The 15,578-nt window shown below is 64.2% G+C and carries 15 protein-coding genes; 10 read left to right on the top strand and 5 right to left on the bottom strand.

What is annotated here, in order from left to right; translation table 11 throughout:
• The first annotated feature begins 31 nt into the window (after nucleotides 1-31).
• A complete protein-coding gene (locus tag CH289_RS07300; RefSeq protein ID WP_026348110.1) occupies nucleotides 32-1,900 on the top strand; it encodes an ABC transporter ATP-binding protein in 1,869 nt (622 codons plus the stop codon).
• Here CH289_RS07300 and CH289_RS07295 read toward each other — a convergent pair whose 3' ends face one another.
• The 3 genes from CH289_RS07295 to CH289_RS07285 all read right to left on the bottom strand — a co-directional run bounded on the left by CH289_RS07295 (nucleotide 1,901) and on the right by CH289_RS07285 (nucleotide 6,693).
• On the bottom strand, nucleotides 1,901-2,896 hold the full coding sequence (locus tag CH289_RS07295) for an iron-siderophore ABC transporter substrate-binding protein (RefSeq protein WP_020112432.1): 996 nt from the start codon (nucleotides 2,894-2,896) through the stop codon (nucleotides 1,901-1,903).
• Between the two features lie 123 nt (nucleotides 2,897-3,019).
• Nucleotides 3,020-4,234 carry a lipase family protein gene (locus CH289_RS07290; RefSeq protein ID WP_020112431.1) on the bottom strand — a complete coding sequence of 405 codons (1,215 nt, stop codon included), beginning with the start codon at nucleotides 4,232-4,234 and terminating at the stop codon, nucleotides 3,020-3,022.
• A 170-nt stretch (nucleotides 4,235-4,404) separates the two neighbouring features.
• Nucleotides 4,405-6,693: an ATP-dependent DNA ligase gene (locus CH289_RS07285; RefSeq protein WP_033189053.1), complete on the bottom strand. Its 2,289-nt coding sequence runs from the start codon at nucleotides 6,691-6,693 to the stop codon at nucleotides 4,405-4,407.
• 49 nt (nucleotides 6,694-6,742) lie between these two features.
• On the opposite strand from CH289_RS07285, the gene CH289_RS07280 reads away from it, so the two are divergent.
• Entirely contained in the window at nucleotides 6,743-7,171 is a 429-nt protein-coding gene (locus CH289_RS07280) for a type II toxin-antitoxin system Rv0910 family toxin (protein ID WP_026348109.1), read from the top strand.
• Between the two features lie 11 nt (nucleotides 7,172-7,182).
• Here the strand turns inward: CH289_RS07280 and CH289_RS07275 are convergent, their stop codons facing one another.
• Complete coding sequence (locus CH289_RS07275; protein WP_033189023.1) at nucleotides 7,183-7,617, bottom strand: hypothetical protein; 435 nt, start codon at nucleotides 7,615-7,617, stop codon at nucleotides 7,183-7,185.
• Nucleotides 7,610-7,990 (bottom strand): hypothetical protein, encoded by a 381-nt coding sequence (locus CH289_RS07270; RefSeq protein WP_019666933.1) that lies wholly within the window; start codon nucleotides 7,988-7,990, stop codon nucleotides 7,610-7,612. Before CH289_RS07270 ends, CH289_RS07275 begins: the two co-directional genes overlap by 8 nt.
• Before the next feature lie 261 nt (nucleotides 7,991-8,251).
• Between CH289_RS07270 and CH289_RS07265 the strand changes: the two genes are divergently transcribed.
• The 8 genes from CH289_RS07265 to CH289_RS07230 are packed head-to-tail and all read left to right on the top strand — an operon-like array spanning nucleotide 8,252 to nucleotide 15,578.
• The gene (locus tag CH289_RS07265; RefSeq protein WP_026348108.1) at nucleotides 8,252-8,776 is read left to right on the top strand and encodes an MSMEG_0572/Sll0783 family nitrogen starvation response protein; all 525 of its coding nucleotides are present in this window, start codon (nucleotides 8,252-8,254) and stop codon (nucleotides 8,774-8,776) included.
• A 9-nt stretch (nucleotides 8,777-8,785) separates the two neighbouring features.
• Entirely contained in the window at nucleotides 8,786-9,841 is a 1,056-nt protein-coding gene (locus CH289_RS07260) for an MSMEG_0568 family radical SAM protein (protein WP_033189022.1), read from the top strand.
• Nucleotides 9,841-11,244 (top strand): MSMEG_0567/sll0787 family protein, encoded by a 1,404-nt coding sequence (locus CH289_RS07255; RefSeq protein ID WP_027498928.1) that lies wholly within the window; start codon nucleotides 9,841-9,843, stop codon nucleotides 11,242-11,244. Before CH289_RS07260 ends, CH289_RS07255 begins: the two co-directional genes overlap by 1 nt.
• Complete coding sequence (locus tag CH289_RS07250) at nucleotides 11,241-12,122, top strand: carbon-nitrogen hydrolase family protein (protein WP_033189021.1); 882 nt, start codon at nucleotides 11,241-11,243, stop codon at nucleotides 12,120-12,122. Before CH289_RS07255 ends, CH289_RS07250 begins: the two co-directional genes overlap by 4 nt.
• Nucleotides 12,115-12,405 carry an MSMEG_0570 family nitrogen starvation response protein gene (locus tag CH289_RS07245; RefSeq protein ID WP_019666928.1) on the top strand — a complete coding sequence of 97 codons (291 nt, stop codon included), beginning with the start codon at nucleotides 12,115-12,117 and terminating at the stop codon, nucleotides 12,403-12,405. The genes CH289_RS07250 and CH289_RS07245 overlap by 8 nt, the downstream gene beginning before the upstream one ends.
• Complete coding sequence (locus CH289_RS07240) at nucleotides 12,402-13,658, top strand: MSMEG_0569 family flavin-dependent oxidoreductase (protein WP_033189020.1); 1,257 nt, start codon at nucleotides 12,402-12,404, stop codon at nucleotides 13,656-13,658. The genes CH289_RS07245 and CH289_RS07240 overlap by 4 nt, the downstream gene beginning before the upstream one ends.
• A gap of 4 nt (nucleotides 13,659-13,662) precedes the next feature.
• Nucleotides 13,663-14,517 carry a carbon-nitrogen hydrolase family protein gene (locus CH289_RS07235; RefSeq protein ID WP_033189019.1) on the top strand — a complete coding sequence of 285 codons (855 nt, stop codon included), beginning with the start codon at nucleotides 13,663-13,665 and terminating at the stop codon, nucleotides 14,515-14,517.
• Complete coding sequence (locus tag CH289_RS07230) at nucleotides 14,514-15,578, top strand: MSMEG_0565 family glycosyltransferase (RefSeq protein WP_033189018.1); 1,065 nt, start codon at nucleotides 14,514-14,516, stop codon at nucleotides 15,576-15,578. The genes CH289_RS07235 and CH289_RS07230 overlap by 4 nt, the downstream gene beginning before the upstream one ends.

Raw genomic sequence — 15,578 nt, 5'->3', positions numbered from 1 at the left:
CTACCTACATCGAGGTTCTAGCGTTGCCGGTATGAGCATGGAAGTCACGGCCTGGAATCAGCTGTATCGGACGATGCATGCGTCCGAGCAGAGCACGCAGTTCTCGTCGATCACGGCTCGGCGGATCCTGAGGTTCGCCGAGCCGCACCGCAACAAACTGATCGGGTTCGTCGTTCTGAGCGTCGTGCTCGCAGTTCTGGCGGTCGCGACGCCGGTACTGGCGGGACGCGTCGTCAATGCCATCGTCGACGGCGACTCGTTCGATGTCGTGCTGTGGCTGTCGGTGGCGATCGCACTGATCGCCGTCGTCGACGCGGCGTTCGGTTTGGTGAACCGGTGGCTGTCGTCGAGCTTGGGTGAGGCGTTGATTCTGGATCTGCGCACCGCGGTGTTCGACCACGTTCAGCGGATGCCGATCGCGTTCTTCACCCGGACGCGCACCGGTGCTCTCGTGAGCCGGTTGAACAACGACGTGATCGGAGCGCAACGCGCCTTCAGCGACACGCTCTCGGGCGTCGTGAGCAACCTCGTCACGCTGATCCTGACGCTCGTCGTGATGATCGGGATTTCCTGGCAGATCACGTTGCTCGCGTTGATCATCCTTCCGGTCTTCGTGATACCAGCCAGCCGGATGGGCAGGCGACTCGCGAGGCTGCAACGTGAAGCAGCCGAACACGATTCCGCGATGAGTACGCAGATGACGGAGCGGTTCTCCGCGCCGGGTGCGACTCTGGTCAAGCTGTTCGGCCAACCGGACTTCGAGTCGCGCGAGTTCGCGGTTCGCGCAGCTCGGGTCCGGGACATCGGCGTTCGGAGCGCCATGGTGCAGACGGTGTTCGTGACTGCGCTGACGTTGGTGTCGGCCCTCGCGCTCGCCGTCGTCTACGGTCTCGGTGGTTTCTACGCGCTGAAGGGACAGTTGGATCCGGGTTCGGTTGTGTCGCTGTCTCTTCTGTTGACCCGGTTGTATTCACCGCTGACGGAGCTGGCCAGCGCACGCGTCGAAGTGATGAGCGCTCTCGTCAGCTTCGAGCGTGTCTTCGAAGTCCTCGACCTCGTACCGCTCATCGAGGACAGTCCCGACGCCGTGGACGTCCCCGACGGGCCTGCTGCCGTCGAACTACGCGACGTCAGGTTCGCCTACCCGTCGGCGGACAAAGTGTCGCTTGCCTCGTTGGAGGAAGTGGCGACGCTGGATTCTCGTGGCGGCGACGAAGTGCTGCACGGCATCTCGTTCGTCGCCGAACCTGGGCAGATGATTGCCCTGGTCGGTACATCGGGCGCGGGCAAGTCCACCGTCGCGCAGCTCATCGCTCGGTTGTACGACGTCGACAGTGGATCCATCCTGCTGGGCGGCAAGGACGTCCGTGATCTGAAAGCGGATTCGATCAGAGGTGCCGTCGGGATGGTGACGCAGGACGGACATCTCTTCCACGACACGATCAGGTCCAACGTTGTGCTGCCGCGGCCGTCGGCCACCGACGACGAAGTCTGGGACGCGTTGCGTCGGGCACGGCTCGAAGATCTGGTGAAATCTCTGCCCGACGGGCTGGACACCGTCGTCGGAGAGCGCGGTTATCGGTTGTCCGGAGGTGAGCGGCAGAGACTGACCATCGCTCGGCTGCTGATTGCTCGGCCACGGATCGTGATTCTCGACGAGGCGACGGCGTCGCTGGATTCGACGTCGGAGTCAGCGGTCCAGGCTGCGCTGTCCGAGGCGCTCGCGGGCAGAACCTCGGTTGTGATCGCGCACCGACTGTCGACGATTCGGGCCGCCGACGCCATCCTGGTGGTGGAGGCAGGTTCGATTGTCGAGCGGGGAACACACGAAGAGCTCCTCGCAGCGGGTGGCCGCTACGAGGAGCTCCATCGAACTCAATTCGCTACCAGTGGATCGTGATCACCCTGCAGGAGCGGGCACGACCGTCGCCGGGTCGTTGTCCGCAGCGGCGGCGAGCATCGGGGTGAAGCCGTCGATCGCGTAGTCGAGCGAGAGCGGGCTCGAGTATCCGAGAGCGGACGGAAGGTCCTGATCGAACGAACCGATGTAGGCGGTGCGGTCCTCGGCGACGGCGGGCAGCTGCGCGAACAGTGGGTTGGCGGTGAGCTCTTCTCGGCTCTTGCCGGCGACGACGATCACGTCGGAGTTCAGCTGGGTGAGTCCCTCCAGGCTGACGGTCTCGGTCTTCTCCGGAACCTGGAAGCCGAGGTCGGTGAAGAACAGCGCACGGATGTCGTCGGAACCGAGGATCATGTAGCTGCCGTCGTCCATGAGGAACGTGAGTGCGAGCGTCTTGGCGGCGAACTGCGGGTTCTCGTCCTGCGCCGTCTGGAACTTCTGTTCGAGTTCGGCGGTCTTGTCCGCGGTTTCCTGCTCCTTGCCGAGGGCCTTTCCGATGACCTCGAACTCCTGCTGCCAGGTGGCAGCGGGTACGTCCTCGTACCCGCCGATGTCGGCGATCGTCGGAGCCATCTCGGACAGCTGGTCGTACTGGCCCTTCTCGATGAAGGAGTACGGCCCGAGGATCAGATCCGGACCGGCCGCCGCGATCTGCTCGAGGTTGAGGTCGGTGCTGCCGACCTCGGGGATCTCGGTGCCACCGAGTGCGTCCTGTGCCCAGGGACGCTGGCGGTAGTCGTAGCTCAGGTTGCCGCGGGTAGCAACGGGCTTCACGCCGAGCGCGAGAACGAAGTCCTGCTCGTTGAACCCGATCGTCACGACGTTGGACGGTTCGCTCTCGATGGTCGTCTGGCCGAACGCGTGGTCGATGGTGACCGGAAACGCCCCGGATTCGCCGCCCGACTCGGACGACGACGAACTGTCGTCCGAAGAGCACCCTGCGGCCAGGGCGATGGCGGCCGCACCTGCGGCTAGCTTGAGAACACTGGAACGCACGGAAACTCCTCGCATCGACAACGTTGTGCGAGGTAAGGCTAACAAAATCGGATGGTCGTCCCGCAAGCTCCACTCCCGGGCCTCGAACCGATCGAACGTTCAAGGCCCGGGGTCGGCCGGCCGTCAGCAGTTGCTGGGAGCGGGCACGCCGTTGAAGCGTGCGTCGATCCATTCCAGCGCCTGAGGCAATCCGAGAACTGCAGCGGTGAGGTGATCATTGCTGGGAACGAGCACTTCGGTGACCGGAACGCCTGCGGCGCAGTAGCGGCCGACCGTGTTGCTGATGGCCGAGACAGGGATGAGCGCATCCGTCGGGCTGTGCCACTCGAAGTACGGGGCCTTGGGGACACCGGGGTAGAGCTCGACGCTGTTCTCGTTGACTGCGGCAACCATCTCGGGGCTGTCGATCAAGTCGATGGAGTTGGCCACCTGCATCGCGCTCTTGCCCGCACCGACGGCGATGATGTCGTTGGTGCACGCATTCTGCAGCTGCGCTGCCATCTGCTGACCGAGCGGGTTGAGCTGCTCGCTGATCGGGATGCGCGTCGGGTACTCACGCTCGAGACCCAGAGCCGCCGCGAATGCGAGTCCGAAGACCGGGTGCGGGTTGAATCCGAGGTCGCGTGCCATGCGCTCGAGGTTCATCGGTGCGCCGCCCGCTGCGCTTCCGACGATGTTCAGCTCGGGTGCGTAGTCGTTCTGCAATGCCGCAGCCCACGCGGTGGCCATGCCGCCGCCCGAGTAACCGGCGAGTGCAACCGGGCTCTGCTGAACCTGCAGCGGATCGAAACGCTGGGTCGCCCGAATGCTGTCGAGGACGATCTGCCCGCCCATCTTGGCCGCGCCGTACGCGCTGTTCGGTCCCAGATGGTCCGCCATGTTGATGGTCCAGCCACGCTGCAATGCGACGTTCAGTGCAGGAGCCTCACGGATCATCAGGTTGGGGTCCTGCGTCCACAAGGCCTGCGACGGCGCGCACTGCAGACCGAGTGCGTTGATGATGTGCTGGTAGGACAGCAACGGCCCGTTCGGAACCTTGTTCCGCGGTGAGAACACCGTCGTCACCGCCGCGATGGGATCGCCGGCAGAGTTGGTCGAGCGGAACCGGATCTGCCACACGTCGGTGTCGAGGAAACCGGCGGGAGGCGGCATGGGCCGACTGGAGATGATGTCACCTGGATTCTTGGCCTCCAGGTCCGGCACAGGCGCATAGAAGACGTCGGAGATCGGCGTCGGTTCCAGAGGATTGGCCGCTGCGGTGCCCGTCGATATCACCGCGGAACAGGCGATCGCCACTGCCGTGATACTGGCAGCCCCGACCAGTTTGAGTGCGCGCATGACGTTGGGTTCCCTCCCGAAAGCTCTGATTACTCGAGCGAATGTTGCTGTCCTTCTACCCCACCGAATGCGATATAGGGAAAAGCAGTCCGCTCGTTACGCCGCCCCCCGGCAGCGATCACCGAAGACTCCGAGATTTTATGGCACGCGGCTACAAACTGACCAGTCGGCTAGGGATCGTTCTCGAGAACCACGTCAGTCGGCTGTTTGTCGTCACGAACGCCACGCCAACTCGGGTGCCTGAGGTGCATGGAGTCCGTCCATTCGTAGAACCGAACCTCGCCGACGAGCGACGGTGTGACCCATACCGCATCTTTTCGGTCGGCGGTCGGGAGCCGTTCCTCGAACGGCGACTCGTCCGACTCCAGAGGCGAGAGCAGCGCGGCCAGAGTGTCGAGTGCAGAGTCGGTGAACCCCGTTCCCACCCGGCCCAGATACCTCAGTCCGTTCGGGCCGGGAATGCCGACGAGCAGAGAACCCAGACCACCGCCGCGCCTACCTTTCCCGCGTCGCCACCCGCCGACGACGACTTCTTGTGTTCGCCAGTTCTTCGTCTTGATCCAGGTGTGCGCGCGTCGACCTGGCTGGTACACGGAGTCGACACGCTTGGCGACGACGCCCTCCCAGCCACGCTCGACGCTGGTGGCCAGAGCTTCTTCTGCCGTGCCCGTGAGCGCCTCGGGCACCAGGACCGACTCCAGGCCGGTCGTGAGGAGTTCGAGCAGCTTGCGCCGGTCCGAGTATTTCTTCTTCACCAGCGATGTGCCGTCGAGGTGCAGTAGATCGAACGCGATGAACTTCACGTCGGTACCGGAACTCGATTGCAGCAGTTCGAAACTCGTCGATCCGTCGGCAGCGAACACCACGGCCTCGCCGTCGAGGACGGCCTCGTGGTCGGCAAGATCCGCGGCCAGCGCCGAGAGGGCGCGGAACCGCTCGGTCAGATCCTTGCCGGTCCGAGACTCCAGTTTCATCTCCCCGTGGGACATCCGCGCGACGACCCTGAAGCCGTCCCACTTGCCCTCGAACGCCCATTCGCCGTCGGGCAGGTCGGTCACGTCGCCTGCCGTCGCCAACATCGGCTGAACGCTCTTCGGTAGCTCGGGTGCATCCTTTTCTTTCATCAGGTGCATGAGCCACTGGTTTCCCTTGGTGCGGATCAACGCGAAACGGCCCTGTGCCCGAGTGCCTTTCAGAACGACGATGACCTCGTCGTCACGCCACTTCTCGAGTTCGTAGGTGCCCGAATCCCAGATGGTCACCTCGCCGCCCCCGTACTCGCCCTTGGGGATGGTGCCCTCGAAGCGTGCGTACTCCAGTGGGTGATCCTCGGTGTGCACCGCGAGGCGGTTCTGAGCCGGGTCGTCGGGAATGTTCTTGGGCACGGCCCACGAGACCAGGACACCGTCGTGCTCGAGGCGAAAGTCGTAGTGCAGGCGCCTCGCATGGTGTTCCTGGATGACGAACGTGTCGTCGTGTTCGTGTTCGTGTCCAGGGGTAGTGCCGCGAGGTTCGGCGGCGTCGGGCACAGGTTCGGGCGTCTTCGACGCGCTGCGCATGCTGCGGTACTTGGTGAGCTTGTCCGGCTCGCGGACCTCCAACGGCGGATCGAGGTCGGCAAGCAGATCGCCGTCGTCGTGGTATCTGCGCAGGACCTCCTCGAACCGAAGCTGGTGCAGACCAGGTGATTCCAGCTCGTCCCAGGAGCGCGGTGCGGCGACGGTCGGCTCAGATCTGCCGCGCATCGAGTACGGCGCGACGGTCGTCTTCTTGCCGTTGTTCTGCGACCAGTCGACGAACACCCGTCCGGTTCGCTTGGCCTTGGCCATCGTCGCCGTGATGCGGTCCGGTGAGCGCTCCTCCAGCAACGTCGCCACACGCTTGGCGACGGTCGACGCCCCCGATGTCGTGAGCGGCTTCTCCAGCGGCACGTACAGGTGGATGCCTTTGCTCCCGCTCGTGACCGGAAACGCCGTGAACCCGATCTCGGCGATCAGATCGCGGATCTCGCAGGCCACCTCGGCGCAACGGGCCAGGTCGACGTCGTCCCCGGGATCCAGATCGAACACCATGCGCGTCGCCGGTCCGGGCTGACTGCCGTCGAACCGCCACTGCGGGACATGGGCCTCGATGGCAGCTTGCTGCCCGAGCCACGCCAAGTCCGCCGTGGTGGAGAACAACGGATACGTCACCACCCGATCGGAATGCTGCATGTCCCGGCGATCCAGCCATTCCGGCGCCGACGACGCGAGATTCTTCTCGAAGAACGACGATTGCTCCACACCGTTCGGCCACCGCTTCCGAGTCACGGCCCGACCGGCCAGATGAGGAAGCATCGCAGGCGCAATCGTCGTGTAGTACTCGATGACCTGACTCTTGGTGGTGCCCGTCTCCGGGAACAACACCTTGTCCAGGTTGGTCACCGAGACCTTCCGACCTGCGATGTCGAGCGTCGCCATGATCGCCACCATAGTTTGGCCGTCGCCGACGTGGGACATGATGGAAGGTATGGCGACGATCAGTGTGACCGTGCAGATGCCCGAGAACCCGCAGGGCGCGTGGGACAAGGCGTCGGCCCTGGACAGGTTCGACGAGTGGATGACCATCCACGGTGGATGGTGCAGCCCGCCGCCGAAAACGCTGTCCAAGGGCACCGAAGTCGAATCCCTCGTGAAGGTCAAAGGCTTCAAGAACACGATCCGATGGACGTTCACCGAGTACAAGGAACCCGAGCTCATCGAAATGTCCGGCAGCGGAAAAGGCGGCGTCAGGATTTCCCTGACGATCCACGTCCGCGAAAGCCCCGGCGGTTCCGAACTGACCCTCGACGCGGAATTCGGCGGCGGCGTCCTCTTCGGTCCCGTCGGAAAAGTCGTCGCCAGAGCACTCGACTCGGATGTGAAGAAATCCGTCGCCAACCTCGCGGCGCTGAAGTAGAGGACTCCGGTTTACTGCGGAGTGCGCGGCTGCCGGGTGCGACGCAGCCACCACAGTCCGGCGATGGGAAGTACGACGGGGATGAAGACGTATCCCTGGCCGAAGTGAGACCAGACCGTTGCGTCGGGGAAGTCGTCGGGCTGGATGTAGCTGAGGGCGCCGATCGCGAGGACGCCGACCAGTTCGATGATGCACGACACCGTCACCACCTTGCGTGATGCCTCGGTGGCACGAGCGAGCCCGACCGTTGCGACGATGTAGACCACTGCAGCGACGGCCGACAGGATGTACGCGAACGGTGCGACGTCGAACCGCGTCGTCAGCTGCACGATCGATCGGGACGTTGCAGCCACAGCGAACACCGCGTAGACGGCGATCAGGAATCGGCCGAATCCGGTGCGTGTCGCCTGCTGCAGGTGGTCCCGGGGTGACGAGGTATCAGGCATATCCGGCCCATATCTGGCTGAGGCGCAACACCATGGCTGCGAGGGTGACGACGGCGACGAGCAGCACTGCTGTACCGCCGCGTGAGCGATCGCCGAGCGACCACCAGGTGCCGATCGGCAACAGTAGCAGGAGCCCCACGAGGTACGAGCCGAACGTGAGGCGATGTATCTCGCGGTCGCTGGTGAACATCATGGCGAATCCGATGACTGCTTGAGCGAGCACGACGGCCTCGGTCGCGGCGATCGTCCAGAACAGCGCCCGGTTGGATCGGTACTTCAGGAGTACCGGGCTCCCCATGACGAGTTTGACCAGAACCCACACGCCGACGATCAGGGACATCACGTACAGCAAGCCTGTGACGGCGCCGATCATCGTTTCCTCGTTCGAACTAGGCAGTGGTGCGGGTGGTCAGTAGAACTCAAGAGTATCGGTCCGCGCACGTGCCTCGATGTGAGCCCTTCGAAACAGTGCGTTATTCCGCGCGTGACCATTCGGAAATGGATGGGGCTTGTACTTGTCTCATGGCCGAAGAGCATCTCCGGCTTCGATTCTTCTCTCCACCGGTGGCCAACGATTGCCCACTCGGTTCTCAGTCACCCGCTGATCGACAACCTCTCATCCCAGGAGCACTACGTGTCCGATATCGACAACGCCATCGCCGAGAACATCGCCAAGTCCCTCTCGGAGATCCCGCATCCCTCGCTCCCCAAGGGCAGCAACATCTACGGTTCCACCAAGATCTTCCCCGACTACAAGGCCGAGAACGGCGAGAGCTACTTCACGCTCGTGCACGGTATCGCCCACGAATCATCCGTCAGTTTCGTTGCCGTGCTGCAGGCAACGAGGGCACTGCGCAAGGGCTTCGAGTCGGCCATGTACTTCTACGGTCCCGGCGCTATCAATTGCCTTGCCACGCGCGGCTTCCCGACGACCGGCGACTCAGGGTTCCCGGGCGAGCAGAACATCAACGACTCGCTCGCGACGTTCATCGCCGAGGGCGGCACCGTGTTCTGCTGTCGCTTCGGCCTCGCGCTGCACGGTGGCCGCGAGGAAGACCTGATCGAGGGCGTCATCCCGGCGCATCCCCTCGACGTCCAGGACGCCCTCATTCACTACGCACGCAAGGGCGCCATCATCAACTCGACCTACATGGTCTAGGAGCCTGACATGTCTGTCAGTACGCGTGTAGACCTGGCGTTGCTCGGAGTTCGAGGGACGCCGCCGGTCAACAGAACGGCCGGCGCCGGGCCCAGCGACGACGGGCATGTTCGAATCGATGGTCTCGGCGCAGCCATCCCTCGTAATCCGTTGAGTCCGTATGTCCTCGAAGAGGGGCGAATCCTGTTCGACGGATCGGACATCGGTCTCGACGTCCAAACAATCGACCGGCCGAAATTCTACGACCTGAAGACTGCCGACGGAATCGCCTACGAGAAGATCGCCAAACTCCACGGAACCAGCGTTCTCGCAACTACCGTCGTGCAGACGTGTATCAGGTACGGCGCAGACCAGCGCTGCCGGTTCTGCTCCATCGAGGCGTCGCTGGAAGCAGGAGACACGATCGCTGTCAAGACTCCGGCGCAGCTCGCCGAGGTTGCCGAAGCTGCAGTCCGACTCGACGGTGTCACCCAGATGGTCATGACGACGGGTACCTCCGCGGCGAAGGATCGCGGAGCGCGGCACCTCGCACGGTGCGTCAAGGCCATCAAGGCCGTGGTCCCGGATCTGCCGATCCAGGTGCAGTGCGAACCACCCGGCGACCTTCAGACCATCACCGATCTCTACGACGCCGGTGCCGAATCCATCGGCATTCACGTCGAATCACTCGACGACGATGTCCGTCGGAAATGGATGCCGGGTAAGGCCTCGGTGTCGATGGACGAATACCGAGCAGCGTGGAAGGAAGCGGTTCGCGTCTTCGGGCGCAACCAGGTCTCGACGTACATACTCGTCGGCCTCGGTGAGGATCCGGACGAATTGGTTTCGGGTGCAGCTCAACTCATCGAGATGGGTGTCTACCCGTTCGTCGTTCCGTTCCGGCCGCTCGGCGGCACGCTGGCTGTCGACGTCGACCATGCGGTCGCTCCGAACCGAGACGTGCTCGAGGACGTGACGCGCCGGGTAGCCAAGGAATTGCAAGCGGCATCGATGCTCGGTTCGGATCAGAAAGCAGGCTGCGCGGCGTGCGGAGCGTGCAGCGTACTGCAGAATGCGGGTGGCTGATGTATGCGAGTGACTTGGCCGGTCTGTCGGGAACGGTACCTACCGAAGCCGATTCGCACTTCTTGATCCAACCGTGTTCGAACGCTTCGCAGCTCGGCACCTACCGCCGATTGAGACGCGACATCTTCGTCCGAGAGCAGGGGCTGTTCGCCGGGTCCGATCACGACGACGTCGACGACGACCCGCGCACGGTAGTACTGGTCGCCACTGCATCCGACGGCAGCGTGCTGGGCGGAGTTCGGTTGGCTCCCTGCACATCGACCGATCTGGGGTGGTGGGCTGGCAGCCGGTTGGTGGTTTCGTCGGCGGCGCGCACATCCGGGGTCGGGCCGGCGTTGGTGCGGGCCGCGTGTGCGCACGCCGAAAGTCACGGCGTACTGCGCTTCGACGCCACCGTGCAGAAACAGAACGAAACGCTCTTCACCAGGCTGGGATGGGTCAGACGCGCCGACGTCGACGTGCACGGCGCGCCACACGTCGCCATGTACTGGCCGATCGATCGAATCGAGCGGCTCGTGGTCTCGACCAAGGCGATGCTCGCGGGTGTGCTCGCACCCTTGCGTGCTCAGCCACTCGGTCTCGGTGCCAAAGGATTCCGTGGCGACGACGGAGTCCCCGTTCCGGGGAGCGACATCATCGCCGCGTGCGACGCCATCCTGCCTTCCATGGTCGACCGCGATCCCGAATGGGCGGGCTGGTGTGCCGCACTGGTCAACCTGAACGACCTGTCGGCAATGGGGGCCCGGGCCGTCGGAATGCTCGACGCGGTCGGTGCCCCGACACAGTCGAGGCTCACGCGCATCGTCCGAGGGTTGGCCAACGCGTCACAGGCCTGGCAAGTACCGGTCCTCGGTGGTCACACCCAGGTCGGGGTGCCGTCGTCGCTGTCGGTCACGGCACTCGGAAGTACCCCGCGCCCCGTTCGCGCCGGCGGCGCGTCCGCCGGAGACGTCCTGACTCTCACCGCGGACATCGAAGGCAACTGGCGACGGGGTTATCAAGGTCAGCAGTGGGATTCGTCGTCCAGACGAAACTCCGAGGAGCTCACGCAGATGGCGTCGTTCGTCGCTCGGACGGCGCCCCGAGCCGCGAAGGATGTCTCGATGGCCGGCCTCGTCGGCACCACCGGAATGCTCGCCGAAGCGAGCGGAACCGGAGCCGTTCTCGACGTCGCCTCCATCCCCAAACCCGACGCCGCCGCCATGGGCGAGTGGGTCACGTGTTTTCCAGGGTTCGCGATGATCACCGCGGACCGTCCCGATGCGCAGTGTGCACCGTCGGGACCAGCAGTATCCGCTCGATGCGGCCAGCTCACCGACATTCCGGGCGTCGCTTTGCGGTGGCCCGACGGAATCACCACGTCAGCGGTCACGTCCACCGTGACCGGATTGGGAGAAGCATGAACGACACGACCATCTCCGTGGCCGCAGCCGAATTCGGCCGCGACATGGAACAGGGATACCGGACCATTGCCGCGTTGCTCGAAGAGGCGCGCAACCGCGGAAGTCAACTGCTGGTGCTGCCCGAGGCCTGCCTCGGCGGGTACCTCCCTTCGTTGGGCGGCGGTGACGAATCCGAGGAAGCGCGCCAGCGCAGGCTCGAAAGCCTTCCTCCTGCTTTGGAACTGGACGGACCGGAGTTGAAGCGGGTCATCGACATGGCCGGTGACACGGTGATCACCCTCGGATTCTGCGAGAAGGACGGCGACACACGCTACAACGCGGCGGTCACCTTGCACGGCGACGGAATACTCGGCTCGTACCGCAAAGTGCATCAGCCACTCGGCGAAAACCTCTGCTACGACGCAGGCGACAGCTACGCTGCCTTCGATACTCCGGTCGGCCGGATGGGCATGCAGATCTGCTACGACAAGGGATTCCCCGAAGCCGCACGTGAACTTGCGCTCGACGGCGCGGAGATCATCACCTCCATCTCCGCGTGGCCGACCGCCCGTACCGCGACAGTCGAAAACATGGAGGACGACCGCTGGAAGCAGCGCTTCGACATCTACGACCGCGCCCGCGCACTGGAGAACCAGGTGGTGTGGGTGGCAGCCAACCAGTCGGGCACCTTCGGATCCTTGCGGTTCGTGTGCAGCGCCAAGATCGTCGGACCCGGTGGCGAGATTCTCGCGGGCACCGGCGTCGAACCCGGTTTGGCGACGGCGACGGTGGATGTCCAAGGGTTGATGGCGGCTGCACGCGGAGGCGGAATGTACAACCTGCGCGATCGTCGGCCCTCGGTGTACAAGACCATCACGAAAGAGCCAGTTCATGCCTGAGATGCGATTTCTCGTGCAGTGGCCCGACGGCCGCGAACAATCCTGTTATTCACCGTCTCTGGTGATGCACGATTACCTGACGCCCGGAGCGGAGTACTCGGTCGAGGAATTCGTGAAGCTGACCTCGGAAGCGTTGACGGTGGCCAGCGATCGCGTGCTGGCGAAATTCGGAATGCGGTGCACCTCCGCCGCCCAGCAGATGGAAGAAATTCACGACGTCGGCGCCGGGTACTCCTCGGGCGCAGTTCGTGTCCTGAGTATGTCGGGAGCTGAATTGTTATGAGCGAACATCACTCCGTGATCGTCGTCGGCGGTGGACAGGCGGGACTGTCCATCAGCTGGCATCTGACGCAGCGAGGAATCGACCACGTCGTCCTCGAGGCCGAGACCGTCGCGCACGAGTGGAAGGATTCCCGCTGGGACAACTTTACCCTCGTCACGCCGAACTGGCAGTGCGCCTTGCCCGGATTCTCCTACGGCGGTGACGATCCCGACGGCTTCATGAAGCGCGACGAGGTCTACGACTTCGTCCGGCGGTACGCAGACACCTTCGACGCACCCGTCCGCGAACACGTCTCGGTGGTGAACGCACTCCAAGGCACCGAGGGCGGCTTCGATCTCGAGACCACAGCCGGGCCGATGCACGCCGACCACCTCGTCGTTGCGGTCGGGGGATATCACATCCCGACGATCCCGCGTTTCGCCGAGAAGCTGCCGAGCGACATCCTTCAGATCCACTCGTCGGAGTATCGCGGGTCTCATCAGTTCCCGGACGGTGACGTGCTGGTCGTGGGTACCGGACAATCGGGTGCGCAGATCGCCGAGGACCTGCACCTGGACGGCAGGAGGGTGCACCTGGTCGCGGGGACCGCTCCGCGCGTCGCACGGTTCTATCGTGGCCGTGACTGTGTCGCCTGGTTGCACGACATGGGCGTCTACGATGTGTCCATCGAAGATCAGCCCGGTGGCGTCGGAAAACGCGAGAACACGAACCACTACGTGACGGGACGCGACGGTGGTCGTGACATCGACCTGCGCGCGTTCGCGACCGAGGGCATGCAGCTCTACGGCCGGCTTCTCGGCGTCGACGACGGGGTGCTGCGGTTCGCGCCGACGCTCGAAGCGTCACTCGATGCAGCCGACGCCGTCGCCGAGTCCATCAAGGACAACATCGATGCCTACATCGAGCGTGAGGGTATCGATGCACCCACCGAGAAGCGCTACGTTCCGGTGTGGCGTCCGGAGCAGGAGACCACGGAGCTCGATCTGGCAGACAGCGACGTCACGGCAGTGATCTGGTCCGTCGGCTTCCGTACCGACTACCGGTGGCTGAAGGTCGGTGCGTTCGACGGCGAGGGCCACCCGACGCACAACCGCGGTGTCACGTCGGTGTCGGGTCTGTACTTCCTCGGGCTGCCGTGGCAACACACCTGGGGGTCGGGACGCTTTGCTTCCGTAGCCCGCGACGCCGAGTTCTTGGCCGAGCAGATCGGCTTGGAAATCAGTGCTGCTCAGCCGCAGAAGGTAGTGGTCTAGCTTCGTGACATCCATCAGGATAGGCGCTCTGGCAGCACACTTCGGTCGAGACGTGGATCGCGCGGTGTCCAAGATCGTCACGATCGTCGACAGCGCCAAGCGAGACGGACTCGATCTTCTCGTGCTGCCGGACGCCTCCCTCGGTGGGTACATCGACAGTCTCCGCAATCCCGACGTGTCCGAACTGCCGCCGACTCTGGACATCGACGGACCGGAGATCGCCGCCATCATGGCCGCGGCCGGGGATCTGACCGTGTGCGTCGGGTACACCGAGCTGGCCGGCGGGCTTCGCTACAACGCCGCGGTGTGTCTTACCGGCGATGGTGTGCTGGGTAGTCACCGGAAGGTGCATCAGCCGTTGGGTGAGTCGCTCGCCTACGCTGCGGGGGAAACATTCTCGGCCTTCGACACTCCTGTCGGTCGGATGGGCATGCTGATCGACTACGACAAGACGTTCCCGGAATCCGCTCGCACGCTGGCGTTGGACGGTGCTCGCATCATCGCTGCATTGTCCGCGTGGCCTGCGAGTGTGACCGACCGGGCGTCCAGTCTGCCCAACGATCGCCAGTCTCGGTTGTTCGATCTGTACGACGCAGCACGTGCCGCGGAGAACCAGGTGGTCCTGGTCTCGTCCAACCAGACCGGGGTGATGGGTTCGCTCCGATTCCTCGGACAGGCCAAGATCGTCGGTCCCGGCGGCGACGTGCTCGTCAAGACACGCGACAAAGGAGGCCTCGCCGTCGTCGACATCGACGTCGACGCCGAAGTCGACCGTGCGCGCCGGGGTCTGCACCACCTGGAAGAGCGGCGAGTGGATGCGTACCCGAATCTGTTGGACGAGAAAGGATCAGGAAGTTGAAGGTGGCACTCCTGACGTACTCGTCCAAGCCGCGCGGCGGAGTGGTGCACACGCTTCATCTGGCCGAAGCGCTCGCCCGCGCCGGCGAGGACGTCACCGTGTGGTCGCTGGGTCGAGGCGGCGATGCGGCATTCTTCCGTCCCGTCGATCCGTCGGTGACGGTCAGAATGGTTCCGTTCGAGGCCCGCGAGAACGAAACCGTCGGAGACAGGATTCTTCGTTCGATCGACGTTCTGGGGCAGGCATTCTCGCGCGAGGAGCACGACATCGTCCACGCGCAGGACTGCATCTCGGCGAATGCCGTGGGGCAGTGCATCCGGACTATCCACCACCTCGACACGTTCACGACCCCCGCGCTGGCTGCGTGCCACGAGCGCGCGATCACGGAGCCTCGTGCGCGGATCTGCGTATCGGCCGCCGTGGCCGAAGAAGTACGAGCCGGTTGGGGTTTCACACCCACGGTGATTCCGAACGGAGTGGATGCGCAGCGCTTCGACGCCGCAGCGAGGTCGAGGGGAACCCAGTGGCGGGACAAGCTCGGGAAGTACGTCCTGGCGGTGGGCGGCATCGAGCCTCGAAAAGGGTCACTGGACCTGCTCGACGCCTTCTCGTTGCTGAACAGGCCGGACTTCTCGCTCGTGTTCGCCGGAGGGGAAACACTGTTCGACTACCGCGACTACCGGCATGAATTCGATTCGCGGGCAGCAGAAATGGGAATCGAACCGGTCGTGCTCGGCGTCGTCGACGACGAGGAACTGCCGCACCTGGTCGCGCAGGCGAGCGTTCTTCCGTTCTTCTCGACGAAAGAGGGCTTCGGTCTGGCCGCCATGGAAGCGCTCGCGGCAGGCACACCCGTCGTCGCCCGCGACCTGCCGGTACTGCGTGAGGTGTTCGGGGACGCCGTCACGTACGCGACGAGCCCACAGGACATGGCGTCGGGACTGGCGGATGCGATCGATCACGGCCACGACCCGGACGTCGGTCGCGCCCTTGCGCGCAGCCTGACGTGGGACGAAGCAGCACGCAGGCACCTCGACTTCTATCGGTCGGTCCTCACATAG

It is taken from the genome of Rhodococcus sp. RS1C4 (assembly GCF_002258225.1).
Classification (GTDB): Bacteria; Actinomycetota; Actinomycetes; order Mycobacteriales; family Mycobacteriaceae; genus Rhodococcoides; species Rhodococcoides fascians_E.
Note: the sequence above shows the minus strand (reverse complement) of the source record. Positions and strands in the feature narration are given on the sequence as shown.

What these genes read in the sequence shown, in the direction of transcription:
- CH289_RS07300 (WP_026348110.1), top strand. Translation starts at nt 32, where the DNA reads ATGAGCATGGAAGTCACGGCCTGGAATCAGCTGTATCGGACGATGCAT.
- CH289_RS07290 (WP_020112431.1), bottom strand. Translation starts at nt 4,234, where the DNA reads ATGCGCGCACTCAAACTGGTCGGGGCTGCCAGTATCACGGCAGTGGCG.
- CH289_RS07285 (WP_033189053.1), bottom strand. Translation starts at nt 6,693, where the DNA reads ATGGCGACGCTCGACATCGCAGGTCGGAAGGTCTCGGTGACCAACCTG.
- CH289_RS07280 (WP_026348109.1), top strand. Translation starts at nt 6,743, where the DNA reads ATGGCGACGATCAGTGTGACCGTGCAGATGCCCGAGAACCCGCAGGGC.
- CH289_RS07275 (WP_033189023.1), bottom strand. Translation starts at nt 7,617, where the DNA reads ATGCCTGATACCTCGTCACCCCGGGACCACCTGCAGCAGGCGACACGC.
- CH289_RS07270 (WP_019666933.1), bottom strand. Translation starts at nt 7,990, where the DNA reads ATGATCGGCGCCGTCACAGGCTTGCTGTACGTGATGTCCCTGATCGTC.
- CH289_RS07260 (WP_033189022.1), top strand. Translation starts at nt 8,786, where the DNA reads ATGTCTGTCAGTACGCGTGTAGACCTGGCGTTGCTCGGAGTTCGAGGG.
- CH289_RS07255 (WP_027498928.1), top strand. Translation starts at nt 9,841, where the DNA reads ATGTATGCGAGTGACTTGGCCGGTCTGTCGGGAACGGTACCTACCGAA.
- CH289_RS07250 (WP_033189021.1), top strand. Translation starts at nt 11,241, where the DNA reads ATGAACGACACGACCATCTCCGTGGCCGCAGCCGAATTCGGCCGCGAC.
- CH289_RS07245 (WP_019666928.1), top strand. Translation starts at nt 12,115, where the DNA reads ATGCCTGAGATGCGATTTCTCGTGCAGTGGCCCGACGGCCGCGAACAA.
- CH289_RS07240 (WP_033189020.1), top strand. Translation starts at nt 12,402, where the DNA reads ATGAGCGAACATCACTCCGTGATCGTCGTCGGCGGTGGACAGGCGGGA.